The sequence below is a fragment of the Rhizobium sp. NLR8a genome (genome assembly GCF_019685235.1).
Lineage (GTDB): Bacteria > Pseudomonadota > Alphaproteobacteria > Rhizobiales > Rhizobiaceae > Rhizobium.
The window spans coordinates 135,951-150,942 of record NZ_JABDWI010000001.1; the positions used below are offsets into that span (position 1 = coordinate 135,951).

A 14,992-nucleotide genomic window follows, 5' to 3' on the forward strand; every position below is an offset into this window, starting at 1 on the left:
CCTTGCGTTGCGATGAACAAAAGTTAGGAAGAACCTCAGGCATTGTGGATGGCCGTGCCGCCCATTCTCTTGTCGCAGAGGATCGTTTTACGATGGCCAAGTGCGGTCGAGTTCAGGCGCGTCTACGATCGGGCCGACCCGACAGATCTGCATTGAAACAACGAAACTAACATCACGCCGTCGTCCATTGGGTAGGACTTTAGGTTGCGTTTTTGCTGACTTTTGGGCTGCTCGTGACAAGGCTAACTTATCCTGGTCACGAACGAAATGAACCGCCGCGAGTGAGCTGAGCGGTTGAGTTCAAAAGGAGAAACGCAATGACCAACCGCACCTACGAACCTCTTACCGCCGACAATGCCGCCGTCATTCTGGTCGACCATCAGGTTGGTCTCATGACAGGCGTGCGTGATTATTCCACTGGCGAACTCAAACACAATGTTGTCGCGCTCGCAAAGGCGGCGAAGGCCTTAAACCTGCCGATCGTCGTCGTCACCACGGCTCGCGACAGCATGTGGGGGCCGACCATTCCCGAACTCGTCGAAGCGCTGCCGGGCATCGAGATCATCGACCGTTCCTCGGTCAATGCTTATGACGACGAACGCGTCGCCAAGGCAATTGAGGCAACCGGCCGCAAGAAGTTGATCTTCGCGGGCATTTCTCTGGAAGTCTGCGCGGCTTTCCCGGCCATGACGGCAGTCGCTCGCGGCCTCGACGCTTATGTTGCGGTGGATGCTTCGGGCACCTTCAGCGAAACCAAGCGGCAAGCGGGCCTCCTTCGCATGCAGCAGGCGGGCGTCATCCTGTCCGACTACGCCACCCTCATGGTGGAGATCCTCAAGGATAACGGCCGCCCGGAAGCCGGAGCCGTCTACGCCGCCCTCGACATGCCCTGGGCCACTCTTGTCGGCCAGGTCGCCAAGGCATACGGCAAGTAAATCCCAACGACTCCGACCATCACGCGTCGCGAGACCTGTTCGCCTGAGCGGCTTAGCTAGCCGCTTCTGTCACGAACTCGACCGGTTTCGCGCTTGCGGTCACTCTTGCCAGAACTAGGAACGTTTCAACGGAGAGCTAGATATGGGCTAAGTAACAACAAACGACGGTACGGAGATCTTTTTTAAGGACTGGGGTCCAAGGGAAGCTCAGCCGAGTCTGAAGCAAAGCGCCAGTCTTCAACGACCATCCACTCCTCTGCGGTAACAGTCGACTGATGAATCTCGTAGCGGAGGCTGCCGGGCTCATGTCGCGAAGGGCCAACCAGGGCGAGGAGTGCTGAGCCGAGATCCTCAGATCTGCCCGGCTTTGCCCTGAAGAATGCTACGTTGGTCAGTTCAGCCATATCCGTGCTCCTCGCCCACGTCTGGTTACACCGCGTCGAGGGCAATAATCCTCGACTTGGCCGCAGCCTGCCGCTGTGCGGCGAGCGGTGCATATTCGGGCGATGCGAAAAGCTGACGGATCGCATCCTTGTTCGGAAACTCGATGATGAGCATGTTGGTGGCGGCCCAGCCTTCCAACTCCAAGGGGCTTTCATCAATGGCGATAAGCTTGCCGCCGGCTTTGCCGACGAGCGGCAGTGCCTTCGACCGGTAGTCTTGGATAGACGTCATGTCGTGGATGTCGAGATCGACAACGAGATAGGCAGACATAGGTTTTTCCTTTTCTGTCGGGTATTTATGGTTTCCGGGACTCACGGCGCTGTCAGGGGAGATGGCGCCATTTGACCATGCGGTCTTTGAGATCGAGCGTGCCGCCGTCGACGGTGAACGTGCCGTCGCCGCAGTGATGCATCATTCGCCGCTCTTTGCGGTTCTTTGATCCAGATTCTCGTCGCCTCAAGGATGAAGAGGTTGTAACGGTCCGAGAGCCGGCTATCGACGACCCGACATTCGATGTTGACCAGGCAGTCGGACAAGAGCGGTGCTGCCACGTCCTTGGCAGGTCGCGTCTTGAGGCCGTACCTCTGGAATTTATCTACCCGATCGCCCGAACAATTGCCGACGTCGACAACCGTTTCGGCGAGATCCAGACCGGGGACTGCGATGACACATTCTCCGGTTTTTCGGAGAGCCTGATAGCTGTGATCCCACGGCCCGATGACACAACCGATCAGCGGCGGGTCATGCTGGATCATCATATGGAAGCCCATTGTCATCACATTGGGCTTGCCGTTATCGCTCGTGGAGACCATGACGATCGGGCCTGGTTCCAGAACGCGATAAGCTTGAGATGCGGGTAATTCCTTCATGACAATCTCCCTTGAGAGGTCCCTGCATCGAGGCAGGGACCCTTCAGGATCGGTCTGTTACCAACCCTGTTCTACTGGCAGGACGAACAGCTCGGCGACGTCCACATGGGCCGGGGCCTGGGCTGCGAAGACGATGGTGTCGCCGATGTCCTCGCCCTGGAGGAAGGTCATCTGGCCGGCCAGCTCGTCCATCTGCTTGCGGTAGCCCGGATCGGTGATGTGGTCGTAGAGCTCGGTGGCAACGGCGCCCGGCTGGATGCAGGTCACGCGGATGCCGTGTTTCTGGCCGACTTCCATACGCAGGCCATCAGAGAAAGCCGTCACCGCATGTTTTGTCGCGCAGTAGACCGACAGACCCTTGAAGACCTTGCGCCCAGCGATTGAGGACATGTTGAAGACATGGCCTGAATGCTGCTTGATCATCTGGGGCAAAACGGCGGCCGTCGCGTTGAGCAGGCCCTTCACGTTCACGTCCACCATCCGCTGCCACTCGTCGACCTTGAACTGGTCGATATCGGAGAGCGGCATCAGGCCGGCATTGTTGACGAGAATGTCAATCGAGCCGTAGGCTTCGATCAGCTTCTTCACGCCCGCACCGACCGAGGTCGTGTCAACCACGTCCATCTCGATCACAAGAGCTTCGCCGCCCATGGCTTCAATCTGTTTCTTGAGATCTTCGAGCTTTTCGGTGCGCCGTGCCGCGATACCGACCTTGGCCCCGGCTTTAGCAAGCTTTGCAGCGGTAGCAGCGCCGATGCCGCTCGATGCGCCGGTCACCAGTGCGATCTTTCCGTTGAGGTTGGCCATTATTGTTACTCCTTGTCTGAAGCCCACCACCGCGGTGGGCGTTTCGGTTTCACAAGGAGAAACTTAAGCGGTTCATCGGAGCCCTTCTCACGGGCTCTTGCTCGACCTGTCGCGATCTTGCTCGAAATCGCGACAGGTTAAAAACTAGCCTCGCCGATAGTGGCTCGGCGGCAGGCCGGTTTCGCGACGGAAGACCTGGGCGAAATGGCTTGGGCTTGAATAGCCAACGGACATGCCGATCTCAATGATGCTGATATCCGTCTCCTGCAACAGAAGCTGTGCCCGGGCGACGCGCTGGCGGATGAAGTAGCGCGAGGGCGAGAGCCCGGTCGCTTTTTTGAACAGGCGACTGAAATGGAATTCACTCATACCCACCGTTTCGGCAAGCTTTGCGAGATTGAACGGCTCGGCTAGATTTTCTTCAAGATATGCTACTGCCCGGCGAAGCTTAAAGCCGGGAAGTGCATTCTGGCAATCATAGGCAGCTTCACTGGCCGCGTAGTTCCGGATCAGATGCACGGCAAGGCTCTGGGCAAGACCCTGAACGAACAACTGGCTCCCCTTGCCTTCAGACGTCAGCTCCTGATGAATCAATGCAAGAAGGTGTGACAGCAGCGTGTCCTTGCCCCCCGAAATGTCGCGCAGCGCAGGAGGAGCGGAGCAGCCTAGCACGTCGTAGGCAACGCGCTCGAAAAGCGGAACTGAGAGATAAAGGTGCATGACTTGGAAAGGTGCGTCACCGATGGCGCGCCAGCGCATCTGGTACGGTGTGGGAGAACGGGTCAGGAAGAAATCGCCCGCCGACACCGTATTGGCAACCCAGTCGCCATCCAGGTCCCGCTCCTCGACGACCGCTTCACCCGAGATCACCCAGACGATGAGTGGTTCTGCGACTGCGGGAACAAGAAATGGCTCTTGGTTCATCAGGCGCGAATAGACCTTCACGAACAGATCAGTCCACGCGGGGCTATCTCCACTCACAAGCATGCGACCGGGAATATACTGTTCAAGCCCAAGCGGAGAGGTCCGCTCAGGCCTCGCAACAACTTCGTCGCGGTCAGATACAGTTGCTGTTTGATCGCCGGGATTTCGCGGGGCTGCCGGGAGCGAGAGTGCAGCCTGTTGACGGGATGTTTCAGTATCCACCATTTCGGGCGCTCACTACAAACGGATAACCGGCCCTTTAAATAGCAGAGAACTTTAAAAAGATCAGGCCGGCTCTGATCAGACCGGCCTCGTTAAATCGGCTCTAACGCCTGCGATAAAGAACCATTCCCGCGTGGTACAGAACGCCATCGACAAAATCGCCGTCGGCCTTAAAGCCGGTATGGCCGCAACTCCAGACTTCATGTCGATATTGGCCACGGCGCGGTCATTGCGGTGATTGCCACCGTATCATCACGGATTGCGCTTCGTTACGGGCCGTTGTTGGGGCTTGAGGTCAGCCCTGTGCCGCTGGCGCTTTCCTTTCCACCGGTGGCAATGATCTGGCCGCTTCAAATGGACAGCGATCTCGGCTGCGCATGGTTGCGACAGCAAATCCGCGGGGCGATGCTACGGACGAACGAGGGAAGCGTCGCTAAAATTCCAGCGTGAGGTGTAAAGAGCGCAGCGTGGGTTTGAAGGCCTCGCCTTGAAAGGATCCGCACCGCCGGCCCTGTCGTCTGCGTTCAGGATTACTGGAAATTCCGGCTCTTGATCTTCAGCGTATCGATGTGAAGATCCGGCACGAACAGATCCCTCAGTCGAACACCCGGGACCGGTGGCTCGCGGGAATCCGGGCTCCCTGGAGAGCCATGGGCGAACTCGTCGCCGCGGCCGGTCGGCGGCCGGAATGCCCCGTCGCGCTCGGCAAGGCTCGACAGATCGGCGGAGAGATCGAAGAGCTGCTGGGCGACCAGGTGAACCACATCCCCTTCCCGCTGGATTCTGCCGTTGATCGCCATCATGCTGGCGCCGAGCACCACGCGGCGGGACCGCTCGAAGAGTTTTGGCCAGACGACGACATTCGCCACACCAGTTTCGTCCTCGATGGTGATGAACATCACGCCCTTCGCCGAGCCCGGCCGCTGGCGCACCAGCACCAGGCCGGCCGCCATCAGCCATCGGCCGTCGCGCGCCGTCATGGCCTCGGCGCAGGTCACGATCCGACGTTTGGCGAGTTCGCTGCGAAGGAAGCTCAAGGGATGCTGCCGGAGCGTCAGGCCGGTATGGCTGTAATCCTCGACGACGTTGTGGCCTTCGGTCATCTGCCTGAGCTCGACTGCCGGCTCCTGCTGCTCGGCGATCGCCCGTGCCTCCCGTTCTGCCGCAGCGCTGAACAGGGGCAGCGGCTCGTCGCGTAGCGCCTTGATCGCCCAGAGCGCATCGCGTCGCTCGAGACGGAGAGACGGCAGGTAGGCATCGGCTTCGGCAAGCTCGACGAGCGAGGCGACCGGCACGCCGCAGCGCCGCCACATGTCGTCGACGGAGGCGAAGTGCTCATCGGCTCGAGCGGCGACGATGCGCGCTGCATCCGCAGTCGCCAAGCCGCGCACCAGACGCATGCCAAGGCGAACGGCATGCCGGTTGCTGCCTTCGATCGGTTCCAGCGTGCAGTCCCAGCGAGAGCGGTTGATGCAGACGGGACGGATCTCGACACCGTGCTTTCTCGCGTCGGCGACGATCTGCGCAGGCGCATAGAAGCCCATTGGCTGTGAGTTCAGGAGCGCAGCGCAAAAGACGTCCGGAAAATGGCATTTCACATAGTTGGAGGCATAGGCGATCAGCGCGAAGGAAGCGGCATGGCTTTCCGGGAAACCATAGGAACCGAAGCCTTCGAGCTGGGAAAATGTCTTCTCGGCGAATTCCGGTGAATAGCCGTTCCGTACCATCCCCGAGACAAGCTTGTCCTTGAACCGTGAGACCCCGCCGGTGAACTTGAAAGTCGCCATGGATTTCCGCAGCTGGTCGGCTTCACCACCGGTAAACCCCGCACAGACCATCGCCACCTTCATCGCCGACTCCTGAAACAGCGGCACGCCCAGCGTCTTATGAAGCACCGCCTCCAGTTCAGGTGTGGGGTATTCGACCTTCTCCTTGCCTTCGCGCCGGCGCAGATAAGGATGCACCATGTCGCCCTGGATCGGTCCGGGCCGGACGATCGCCACCTGGATGACGAGATCGTAGAAGGTCCGCGGCTTCATGCGCGGCAGCATCGACATCTGGGCGCGGGATTCGATCTGAAAGGTGCCGAGCGTGTCGGCCTTGCGGATCATTGCATAGGTCGCAGGATCCTCCTGCGGTATCGTGGCGAGATCGAGATCCTGATGCTTGTGGCCTCCGATCAGCGCAAAGGCCTTGGCCATGCAGGTCAGCATGCCGAGCGCCAGCACGTCAACCTTCATGAATTTCAGCGCCTCGATATCGTCCTTGTCCCACTCGATCACCTGCCGGTCGACCATCGTCGCCGGTTCGATCGGCACCAGGTCATCAAGCCTGTCATGGGTCAGCACGAAGCCACCGGGATGCTGGCCGAGATGCCGTGGCGCGCCCATCAATTGCCGGGCAAGCTTCAACGTCAGCGCGAGACGCCGGTCCTCGGGATTGAGGCCGAGATCGCGCACATGTTGCTCACCCACCTCTTCCGACCAGGACCAGAGGCCGGAGGAGAGCGCCTTGATCAGGTCCTCGGGCAGACCCAGTGCCTTGCCGACATCGCGAATGGCGCCCTTGGCGCGATAGCGGGTGACGGTCGAGCAGAGTGCCGCCTTGTCATGGCCATAGGTCTTGTAGATCCACTGGATCACCTCCTCACGCCGCTCATGCTCGAAGTCGACATCGATGTCAGGCGGCTCGTCGCGTTCCTGGGAGACGAACCGTTCGAAGAGCAGATCGTTGGTGTCGGGATCGATCGAGGTGATACCGAGCACATAACAGACGGCGGAATTAGCCGCCGATCCTCGGCCCTGGCAGAGAATGCCCTGCGATCGGGCATAGCGGACGATCGAGAAGACGGTGAGGAAGTAAGGCGCGTAGCGCATCGTCTCGATCAGCGCGAGTTCGTGCCGGATGGTCTTCTCGACATGATTAGGCAGGCCTTCGGGATAACGCGTCCTGACGCCCTCCCAGGTATAATGCTCCAGCGACTCCTGCGCGGTCATACCCGGGATCAGCGCCTCATCGGGGTACTGATAGACCAGCTCCTCGAGCGAGAATTTGCAGCGCTGAACAATCTCCGTCGTTCGCGCCAGCGCTTCCGGGTACCGCGGAAACAGACGCGCCATTTCTTCCGGCGGCTTGAGATAGCGGTCGGCATGCCGTTCGCGCTCGAAGCCGACATCGTCGATGGTGGTGCCGGTCCGAATGCAGGTGACGACATCCTGCAGCTGCCGCCGACCCGGCTCGTGAAACAGCACATCGTTTGTAATGACGGTCTTCACCCGATGCTTGACCGCCAGGCTCGACAGCTCATGCAGACGCAATTGATCGTTGGGCCGCCGGCGCAGGCAAAGCGAAACATAGGCACGATCACCGAAGACTTCCGCCATCTTCCGAAGCTGCACGGCACAGGTGTCGTCCGCCATATCAGGCACGAGGATGCCGATCAGCCCTTCGGCATAGAGCGCGACATCGTCGAGATGCAGGATGCAGTTGGCCTTGCCGCCGCGGCCCTTGCCCAGGGTCAGAAGCCGCGTCAATCGCGAATAGGCGGCGCGATCGGTGGGATAGCCGAGGATCGACATGCCGTCCTGCAGGTCGAGCCGGCAGCCAACGACGAGCCGCAGGCCGGTGGCGCGCGATGCCTCCAGCGCCCGGACGATGCCGGCCAGGCTGTTGCGGTCGACGACGCCGAGGGCTTCGATGCCCATCAGTTTTGCGGTCGCAAACAGCTCCTCCGCCGAGCTCGCGCCGCGGAGGAACGAGAAATGCGTGGTGACCTGCAGCTCGGCATAGCGCATCACGCAAACACCCCGTGCAGGAACCATTTGTGCGAGCCGGTGTCCGTATCGACACCATCGCCGGAGCGGAAAATCCAGAACCGTTCGCCGGTATCGTCCTCGACGACGAAATAGTCGCGCACGGCGATCCATTCGGCGCTGCGTTGCCACCATTCTCCAAAAATCCGTTCCGGCCCGTCGGCGCGCTTCACCCGGCGCCGCTTGCCGCGCCAGGTAAACGAGACCGGCGGATGATCGGGCAGAAGCGCAATCACTTCTATCAGTTCGGGATGGGGCAAAAGGCGCGACGGCCGCGGCCAGTGCAGCGGCCAGGTGGCGCCGTCTTCCGCCGCCGTCGGCGCGATCCGCCGGACACTGCGCTCCGGGACGTCGCTCGCCACCGGCGCCACCCGGAAAATCCGCTGGCCGCCGCGATTGTCGAGCACATCGATGAGCGGCGTCACATCGGTCACCTGCTCCTCGATGAGCGACGACGCCGACTGCGCCTCGATCAGCGGCTCGGCGATGATCGAGGCAAGACTGAGCTTTTCGATGCCAAAGCCAGGCTCGATCCTCTCGATCCGATCGCGGAAGAGTTTCGTCAGCCAGGCGATATCGCGGACCGGCTTGGCCGTACCGGCGCGGAGCGACTGAAGCGTGTTGTCGACGCGGTGCACGATGAGATCGGCACGTCGAACGCCAAGTCCGCGCTTCTCGAGCTCCAGACAGAGCTGGCGCACGAGGCGGCTCACGTATTTCTCAATGGTTTCCGGGGCGCCGATCGGCTCGGCGAAAGATTTTTGGACTTCGACGAGATCCGCGGGCCGGATCGGGTCGATCGGCTCGGCGACGCGGCCGAACAGCTGGTCGAGACGCCGTGCGACCTCCGGACCGAAGCGGAGCGTCAGCGGCGCCCGCGGCGTGGCGGCGAGATCGCCGACGGTGGCAAAGCCGAGGCTGCGGAGGCTGGCCACAGTTTCCCCCGGCAGTCGCAGCGACGACAAGGGCAAGCGGTTCACCGCCCGGGCCGTTTCGCCGCGCGGGATGATGATCGTTTCGCGATCCGTTGTCCGGGCGAGCGCATGCGCCGCGCCCCAAGTGTCGGCGATCGCCGCACGCGCCGCGAGGCCGCGGCCACGAAGCCGATTGACGAGACCCGACAGCATCAGATCCTCGCCGCCCTGAAGATGATCGGCGCCTTCGGTGTTCATGACGATGCCATCAGGAGGATCCATGGCAACGACAGGAGAGTATTGTGACAAGGCCCAGAGTGTCAGCCGTTCCAGCGCCGCGAGATCGGCTGCCGGATCCGCATCGATCATCATCAGGCCTTGGACCAATGCCTGCGCCTTGGCCGCCGGCGTGCCGAGACGAAGGCCGAGTTTGGTCGCTGCCAGATCAGCCGCGGCAATCCATCGCTTCGAACCACTCCTGGCGATCACCACCAGCGGCGTTTCAACCGATAGCGAAGGATCGTCCCGCCTGATCCGGTCGGTCGGCAGTGTCGGAAGAAAGACAGATACGACCCTGGCCATCACATGCTCCGATGATGAATTCGCCTCCCTCCCCTGCTTTGACCCGCATCAGCTCCGCCAGCCAACGCGCCCGCCCGACACCGGCGACCGGCAACGGCTCGGACGGCAGCACCGAGATCCGCCAGCGGGTTGCCGCCGCCGTCGGCATGCCGAAATCCGACGCTTCTGTCTGGCGCCGCCAGCGGCGGATCACCAGGCCCAATGTCCCGGATTTCTCTGCCGCCAGCTGCAGCCGGCGCGATGCCGTCATCGGTAGGCGCACCAGTTCGGCGACGACGGCGCCAAGCCCGCCATAGCGAAGGGCCTCTTCGAAGCTTGCGAGCACGGTCTCTTCTCTGTCGCATTCGACGAAGATCACGCGGTCGGGATGCAGTCCGACCTGGGCAAGTGCGGGGAAGAACAGATCGAAGCGGGTGAGGCACCACACGACCTTGCCGGTGGTGCGGGCGGCGATGCCGCCGATGAAAAGGGCTGCCGCCGCGCCGTCGACGGCGCCATTGCCACCGCCGGCGACTTCATGCAGCGCGCCATATGCCAGCCCCCCTCCCGGCAGTTGCGCATCGATCTCGCCAACCCCGAACGGTAGGACACTGCGCGCGCGCAAGCCGGCCCCTTCCAGGCTGGCGATTTTCTCGCGCAACTCGTCGAGAATGGCATTCGAAGTGGCGACGGCTGCGGTCATGATCTCCTTTACGGCAACCCGTTTTCGGCTTGAGATGATGAAATATGTTCTGTATTTGTTCTCAAAGCGGAAATGAGTCAATGCGCATGTGGCGCGCGGAAGTTGAGTGATAGTGCCGATGGAGAAAATCCGCGAACGGATTCAATTCGATGGCGTGAATGGGAATTTTTTCGCATGGCGCGACCGGAGCCTGTGAACGATCTGGATCCGAGACTGAGGGATCACCGTGAGCCGATCATCGAATTCATCTGTCACCCATGTCATCGCCACTGCGCGCTTGAGCGCAAGCTGTTGGTGAAAGCATTCGGCGCCGGTGCCAGCTTCGCGGTGATCCGCCGGCGCATGGGGATGGGCTGCGAGCGAATGCAAACGCCGGAGGGTGACAAATGCGGCGCGCACTTCCCATGCCTGAGCGAGCGATACAGAGGGTCGTGATGGAAGCTAGGCGATGACAAACGACGAAGGCAGCGAGCGGCCGCGCAAGATCGTCCACATAGACATGGACGCCTTCTATGCGTCGGTCGAGCAGCGCGACAATCCCGAGCTGCGCGGCCTGCCGGTTGCCGTCGGCTATCCTGCCGCCCGCGGCGTCGTGGCTGCCGCCAGCTACGAGGCACGCAAGTTCGGCGTTTATTCGGCGATGCCTTCGGTGACCGCGAAGCGCAAATGCCCTGACCTCATCTTCGTCAAACCACGCTTCGATGTCTACAAGGCTGTCTCGTTGCAGATCCGCGCGATCTTCGCCGAATACACGCCGATGATCGAGCCACTCTCGCTCGACGAGGCCTACCTTGATGTCACCGAAAACCTGAAGGGCATGGAGATCGCCACCGAGATTGCCGCGGAGATCCGGGCGAAAATCAAGCAGGTCACCGGCCTCAATGCGTCGGCCGGGATTTCCTACAACAAGTTCCTCGCCAAGATGGCATCCGACCTGAACAAGCCAAATGGTCAGGCCGTCATCACGCCGAAGAACGGCCCGGCCTTCGTCGAGCAGCTTCCGATCAAGAAATTCCATGGCGTCGGACCGGCGACTGCCGAAAAGATGCATCGGCTCGGGATAGAAACAGGTGCGGACCTTAAGGAAAAGACACTCGAGTTTCTCGTCGAACATTTCGGGAAGTCGGGACCATATTTCTATGGCATCGCCCGCGGCATCGACAATCGTCAGGTCAAGCCGGACCGGGTGCGGAAATCCGTCGGCGCGGAAGACACGTTCTCTGAGGACATCCACTCTTTCGAGCCGGCACGCGAAGGCCTTCAGCCGCTGATCGAGAAAGTCTGGGGTTACTGCGAGGCCAATGAAATCGGCGCCAAGACGGTGACGCTCAAGGTCAAGTATGCCGACTTCACCCAGATCACCCGCAGCAAGACGGTTGCGGCACCTCTGCAAACGATCGGCGATCTCGAGGAGGTGGTCAGCCTGCTTCTCGCGCCGATCTTCCCGCCGCGCAAGGGAATCCGCCTGCTCGGCGTTACGCTGTCATCATTGGAACGGCAGACCTCTGAAGTGGTGCCCCAGTTGCGGTTGGCGCTTTAGATCGCCAGCGTCGCCTGGGTTGGATCGGTCGAATGGCGCTTGACCCGGAATGTCCCTGCCGGCAACGGCCGCAGGATTTCCTCCTCGGGCATGAGCCCGTCGAGCCAGGCCAGGCGTTGATCTCGTCTCAGCACCGCCATCTGGCGGTTATGAAACGGCGCGAGATCGGAATTCGCTTCGATTGTCAGGATGGCGTAGGCTTCCGGCCAGTCCTCAGTCTCCGGCCGCCAAATCCCCGCGAAGTAGAACCAGTCGCCGTTGGCGAGCGAGAAGCTGAAGCTCTTGTGGCGAAACTCCGAGGCCGGCACCAGGCAGCGGTCGGTCGGAAACGTCCATCCTTCTGCCCGGACGACGGTCACGGCGTGCGCATCGCCGTCGCGCGGGCGCAGGCCCCACGGCAGCTCCACCATCTCCACATCGCCGTCATGGCGCCTTATGATCACGCGGCGCTCATCGAGCGGGGCGTCGGACTGGAAAACGGTCGCACTCATCATAGATAGAACATATCAGGAACGACATTCCCACACAACCAGATCTTAGACGGAGGACGTATGTGCAATGATTATCGGCTGATGGTGGATGTCGCCTCGATCGTCGAGGACTTCGCCGAGCTCAAGATCAAGATCCGCTTCGGCGAAGGCGCGCCGAACCTCGAAGGGCGTGAGGACATCAAGATCACCGATCTCGGACCCATTGTCCGAACGATCGACGGGACCCGGGACGAGGCCGAGCTCGTGCAGCGGCGCTGGAGCTGGCCCGGGCCGAACAAGCGTCCGGTCTATAACTTCCGGTCGGAAGGCCGGGAGTTCAATTCGAATCGCTGCCTGATCATTGCCGATGGTTTTTACGAGTTCACCGAGCCGAAGGACCCGAAAAAGAAGCGCAAGGACAAGTGGCTGTTCACCCAGAAGGACGAGCCGATCTTCTGCATTGCCGGCATCTGGCGCGAAACGCCGGATGTGGGACAGGCCTTCACCATGCTGACCATGGAGCCGGGGCCAGACATTGCTCCCTACCACGACCGGCAGATTGTTATCCTCGAGCGGAATGCCTGGGCCGATTGGCTCGATCCGACCGTCTCCGCGAAGTCTCTGATCAGTCCGCTTCCGGCGGGGACGCTGGCGGTGGAGCAGGTCGGTTAGCGCCCTCTTGCAGCAACTCGTCGAAGGGACGTGCCGGAACAAGACTTCTTGGGCGGAGCACGTCTGCGGTGAAAGGGAGTCGGACTATTCACCCAGCTGTTCTCAGAAATGGTGGCAAAGGACGTCCGGAAATCGGAGTTTGGAAAGTCACCGGCGCTCGGCGCCAAGGAGGCTTTGGAGGACACATTGCCGAACTCGGAGAAGCTGGCACATCAGTCACCTCTCAGACAACGCCAAGTCGTTGGAGCATCGTCCGAAGCTGCAGATTTTCCTCGCGGAGTCGCTTTATCAGCAATGCCTTGAGACGCCGGTTTTCAGCATCAAGCGCAGCCAGTTCATCAACGGGAGCTTCGACGGAAGCGGCGAAAGATCCTTTGCGGCGCTCGCCGCTTGCGCTGTCGGCATGATTTCCCGAGCGGCTCTCGCCGATGCGCGTCGCTGCTTTTCGAGCCGGCCTCTTGGCCGACTGTCTGTTCGATCGGGCGATGGAGCGGACGTGATCGTGATGGCTTTGCGATGGGTCGATTGGCATCGGTTCGACCAAAGAAGCGGCGAGCGGAAACTGGTTGCTGGCGTCATCGCTCTGGTCGAGCTGATTTGCTGGCTCTCGGTACTGGGCCATTTCGTTGGGTTCGCCGACAGCGTCCAGTTTGTGCTTGGGTTCGAACAAGTGCGGCGCTTCCGTCTCTGCCTGACGGATGAAAGCCTTGATATCGGTGTTTCCCCAGATCGAATTTGCCTGGGTTGTCAATCGCCGGCGACCCGACTTGAATTCGACGACGAAGTTTCGCTGTGGTGTTTTCATATTTACATTAGACCTTTAGATTCTGTGCCAAGCTCAATTGACGTCGAACCGTTTCAGCATCGTCTTGAGCTGGGCGTTCTGCAGCTGGAGCTTCCGGGCGAGCTCTCTTTTCAGTTTTTTGATGTCCTCATCAAGGCTTGCCACATCGTCGAAGAACGCGTCGCGCGCAAAGGACCGAGGGACGCCTTGACCTTCACGTGTCACGACACCGGCCCGCGCGCCTGTGTTAGCCTGGGCTCCCATCCTCCGCTTAACGCGGCTGTGCGGAGACCTTGTCCGAGACTTCGAATTTGTCTCGATTGGCTCATCGGCGCTTTCAACTGAACGACGCGCTTCGCTTGGTGAGAGTGGCAAAGCCTCGTCACCAACGACCGGCGGTGCCAATGCCTGCGCTGCATCGCGATCGCCTTCAATGTCGTCCGATGCCGATGCCACTCTCTCGACCAGAACAGCCTCGTTGTATTCCGCTGGGGCGTAGTCTTCAGTCGAAGGAGATGCCGGCGTCTGGTCCGCCTGATAATCGAGAGCGGGATTCGTATCATGCCCGATGGAACTCTCGAGCCCTTTTGCCGCTCGACGCCGCGACGTCAAATCGACGAGGAATTTCCACGGTGTTTTCATCGGCATTTCACCTCGATCAAGCCGGGCTGCGATGCTGCATAGCGCCCTGTCCCCACTCGCAGGTCGGCCGGGCACGATGGAGGCGCCCGGCGACGATTTTTCTCCTGAAGATGCGGTGGCTGAGGCCGCGATGGCGGCCGACCTAAATGTCTGCGTGCTGATCAATCCAGTCCGAGCCGTTTGCGCAGATCGGTATTTTCCTGCCGCAGCTTGTCGGCCAGCAATTTGCGCAAGCGCTTGTTCTCTTCTTCAAGATGGATCAGATCTTCCAGCTCATCAATCACCGGTGCGGATGCCTTTGCCGTTTGCGGGGCAGGCTTGGCGATCTTATTTCTTCCTCTCCCCTTGAGGGTGCCCTTGCCATCGGAAGGCTTTGCCTCGATCGACTTCGGCTTTCTTCCCCTGCCCCGTCCAACAGGTTTTGCCGCACCTGACGCCGGCGCCGGTTCGGTCACCGCCTCGGTCGCGGCAGAAGCCGGTTCGGCAGCTTGCTTTTGACGACGCGGCGCACGCTTCTTCTTAACGTCCGCATTTATTGGCGCACTGGTTTCTGCGGCCCCGGCAGCAGGGCTCGTATTATTCTCATCAGCCATCAGACATCTCCTCTATAGCCAAGTCACTTTTCGACGGAGTGAAAGAAGGAGTCAACAAAGGCGCTACGGTTATCGCCCGCCTAATATCATGAATTCGACG

At 60.7% G+C, this 14,992-nt stretch carries 15 protein-coding genes and 3 pseudogenes; 5 read left to right on the top strand and 13 right to left on the bottom strand.

What is annotated here, in order from left to right:
• The first annotated feature begins 317 nt into the window (after positions 1 to 317).
• Entirely contained in the window at positions 318 to 935 is a 618-nt protein-coding gene (locus HJC04_RS00580) for an isochorismatase family protein (RefSeq protein WP_221123274.1), read from the top strand.
• A gap of 182 nt (positions 936 to 1,117) precedes the next feature.
• Here HJC04_RS00580 and HJC04_RS00585 read toward each other — a convergent pair whose 3' ends face one another.
• The 6 genes and pseudogenes from HJC04_RS00585 to HJC04_RS00610 form a co-directional block, all read right to left on the bottom strand.
• The gene (locus HJC04_RS00585) at positions 1,118 to 1,339 is read right to left on the bottom strand and encodes a putative quinol monooxygenase (RefSeq protein ID WP_183704870.1); all 222 of its coding nucleotides are present in this window, start codon (positions 1,337 to 1,339) and stop codon (positions 1,118 to 1,120) included.
• 25 nt (positions 1,340 to 1,364) lie between these two features.
• On the bottom strand, positions 1,365 to 1,649 hold the full coding sequence (locus tag HJC04_RS00590) for a DUF1330 domain-containing protein (protein WP_221114138.1): 285 nt from the start codon (positions 1,647 to 1,649) through the stop codon (positions 1,365 to 1,367).
• A gap of 52 nt (positions 1,650 to 1,701) precedes the next feature.
• A pseudogene (locus HJC04_RS00595) lies at positions 1,702 to 2,248 on the bottom strand (flavin reductase family protein).
• 57 nt (positions 2,249 to 2,305) lie between these two features.
• Positions 2,306 to 3,055 (bottom strand): SDR family oxidoreductase, encoded by a 750-nt coding sequence (locus HJC04_RS00600; protein WP_221123275.1) that lies wholly within the window; start codon positions 3,053 to 3,055, stop codon positions 2,306 to 2,308.
• Between the two features lie 144 nt (positions 3,056 to 3,199).
• The gene (locus tag HJC04_RS00605; RefSeq protein ID WP_221144600.1) at positions 3,200 to 4,204 is read right to left on the bottom strand and encodes an AraC family transcriptional regulator; all 1,005 of its coding nucleotides are present in this window, start codon (positions 4,202 to 4,204) and stop codon (positions 3,200 to 3,202) included.
• Between the two features lie 100 nt (positions 4,205 to 4,304).
• Positions 4,305 to 4,385, bottom strand: a pseudogene (locus tag HJC04_RS00610) (Atu4866 domain-containing protein); the annotation flags it as partial.
• On the opposite strand from HJC04_RS00610, the pseudogene HJC04_RS31455 reads away from it, so the two are divergent.
• Positions 4,386 to 4,651 (top strand): annotated as a pseudogene (locus HJC04_RS31455) (LysR family transcriptional regulator); the annotation flags it as partial.
• A gap of 80 nt (positions 4,652 to 4,731) precedes the next feature.
• Here HJC04_RS31455 and HJC04_RS00615 read toward each other — a convergent pair.
• From HJC04_RS00615 to HJC04_RS00625, 3 genes are read right to left on the bottom strand one after another with little or no spacing between them, the layout of a single operon-like run.
• Positions 4,732 to 7,995, bottom strand: a complete 3,264-nt coding sequence (locus tag HJC04_RS00615; RefSeq protein ID WP_221123277.1) for an error-prone DNA polymerase — start codon at positions 7,993 to 7,995, stop codon at positions 4,732 to 4,734.
• Positions 7,995 to 9,509: a DNA polymerase Y family protein gene (locus HJC04_RS00620; RefSeq protein WP_221123278.1), complete on the bottom strand. Its 1,515-nt coding sequence runs from the start codon at positions 9,507 to 9,509 to the stop codon at positions 7,995 to 7,997. The genes HJC04_RS00615 and HJC04_RS00620 overlap by 1 nt, the downstream gene beginning before the upstream one ends.
• Complete coding sequence (locus tag HJC04_RS00625) at positions 9,430 to 10,191, bottom strand: ImuA family protein (RefSeq protein WP_221123279.1); 762 nt, start codon at positions 10,189 to 10,191, stop codon at positions 9,430 to 9,432. The genes HJC04_RS00620 and HJC04_RS00625 overlap by 80 nt, the downstream gene beginning before the upstream one ends.
• A gap of 174 nt (positions 10,192 to 10,365) precedes the next feature.
• On the opposite strand from HJC04_RS00625, the gene HJC04_RS31460 reads away from it, so the two are divergent.
• Both HJC04_RS31460 and dinB read left to right on the top strand, forming a co-directional pair.
• The gene (locus HJC04_RS31460) at positions 10,366 to 10,626 is read left to right on the top strand and encodes a hypothetical protein (RefSeq protein WP_246721918.1); all 261 of its coding nucleotides are present in this window, start codon (positions 10,366 to 10,368) and stop codon (positions 10,624 to 10,626) included.
• A gap of 13 nt (positions 10,627 to 10,639) precedes the next feature.
• Positions 10,640 to 11,731, top strand: coding sequence for a DNA polymerase IV (dinB, locus tag HJC04_RS00630; RefSeq protein WP_221144602.1), 1,092 nt, complete (start codon positions 10,640 to 10,642; stop codon positions 11,729 to 11,731).
• Here dinB and HJC04_RS00635 read toward each other — a convergent pair.
• Positions 11,728 to 12,225 (bottom strand): SOS response-associated peptidase family protein, encoded by a 498-nt coding sequence (locus HJC04_RS00635; protein WP_183704881.1) that lies wholly within the window; start codon positions 12,223 to 12,225, stop codon positions 11,728 to 11,730. The two genes, dinB and HJC04_RS00635, sit on opposite strands and share 4 nt — an antisense overlap.
• 57 nt (positions 12,226 to 12,282) lie before the next feature.
• Between HJC04_RS00635 and HJC04_RS00640 the strand changes: the two genes are divergently transcribed.
• Positions 12,283 to 12,873: an SOS response-associated peptidase gene (locus HJC04_RS00640; RefSeq protein ID WP_221144604.1), complete on the top strand. Its 591-nt coding sequence runs from the start codon at positions 12,283 to 12,285 to the stop codon at positions 12,871 to 12,873.
• Between the two features lie 223 nt (positions 12,874 to 13,096).
• Here the strand turns inward: HJC04_RS00640 and HJC04_RS00645 are convergent, their stop codons facing one another.
• The 3 genes from HJC04_RS00645 to HJC04_RS00655 all read right to left on the bottom strand — a co-directional run bounded on the left by HJC04_RS00645 (position 13,097) and on the right by HJC04_RS00655 (position 14,892).
• A complete protein-coding gene (locus HJC04_RS00645; RefSeq protein ID WP_183704886.1) occupies positions 13,097 to 13,543 on the bottom strand; it encodes a hypothetical protein in 447 nt (148 codons plus the stop codon).
• 168 nt (positions 13,544 to 13,711) lie between these two features.
• A complete protein-coding gene (locus HJC04_RS00650) occupies positions 13,712 to 14,299 on the bottom strand; it encodes a hypothetical protein (RefSeq protein WP_221144606.1) in 588 nt (195 codons plus the stop codon).
• A gap of 161 nt (positions 14,300 to 14,460) precedes the next feature.
• Entirely contained in the window at positions 14,461 to 14,892 is a 432-nt protein-coding gene (locus tag HJC04_RS00655) for a SyrB2 regulator (RefSeq protein WP_221123739.1), read from the bottom strand.
• Positions 14,893 to 14,992 lie beyond the last annotated feature (100 nt).

Bases quoted from the DNA above. Each gene is read 5' to 3' on its own strand.
- HJC04_RS00580 (WP_221123274.1), top strand. From the start codon at position 318: ATGACCAACCGCACCTACGAACCTCTTACCGCCGACAATGCCGCCGTC.
- HJC04_RS00585 (WP_183704870.1), bottom strand. From the start codon at position 1,339: ATGGCTGAACTGACCAACGTAGCATTCTTCAGGGCAAAGCCGGGCAGA.
- HJC04_RS00590 (WP_221114138.1), bottom strand. From the start codon at position 1,649: ATGTCTGCCTATCTCGTTGTCGATCTCGACATCCACGACATGACGTCT.
- HJC04_RS00600 (WP_221123275.1), bottom strand. From the start codon at position 3,055: ATGGCCAACCTCAACGGAAAGATCGCACTGGTGACCGGCGCATCGAGC.
- HJC04_RS00605 (WP_221144600.1), bottom strand. From the start codon at position 4,204: ATGGTGGATACTGAAACATCCCGTCAACAGGCTGCACTCTCGCTCCCG.
- HJC04_RS00615 (WP_221123277.1), bottom strand. From the start codon at position 7,995: ATGCGCTATGCCGAGCTGCAGGTCACCACGCATTTCTCGTTCCTCCGC.
- HJC04_RS00620 (WP_221123278.1), bottom strand. From the start codon at position 9,509: ATGGCCAGGGTCGTATCTGTCTTTCTTCCGACACTGCCGACCGACCGG.
- HJC04_RS00625 (WP_221123279.1), bottom strand. From the start codon at position 10,191: ATGACCGCAGCCGTCGCCACTTCGAATGCCATTCTCGACGAGTTGCGC.
- HJC04_RS31460 (WP_246721918.1), top strand. From the start codon at position 10,366: ATGGCGCGACCGGAGCCTGTGAACGATCTGGATCCGAGACTGAGGGAT.
- dinB (WP_221144602.1), top strand. From the start codon at position 10,640: ATGACAAACGACGAAGGCAGCGAGCGGCCGCGCAAGATCGTCCACATA.
- HJC04_RS00635 (WP_183704881.1), bottom strand. From the start codon at position 12,225: ATGATGAGTGCGACCGTTTTCCAGTCCGACGCCCCGCTCGATGAGCGC.
- HJC04_RS00640 (WP_221144604.1), top strand. From the start codon at position 12,283: ATGTGCAATGATTATCGGCTGATGGTGGATGTCGCCTCGATCGTCGAG.
- HJC04_RS00650 (WP_221144606.1), bottom strand. From the start codon at position 14,299: ATGAAAACACCGTGGAAATTCCTCGTCGATTTGACGTCGCGGCGTCGA.
- HJC04_RS00655 (WP_221123739.1), bottom strand. From the start codon at position 14,892: ATGGCTGATGAGAATAATACGAGCCCTGCTGCCGGGGCCGCAGAAACC.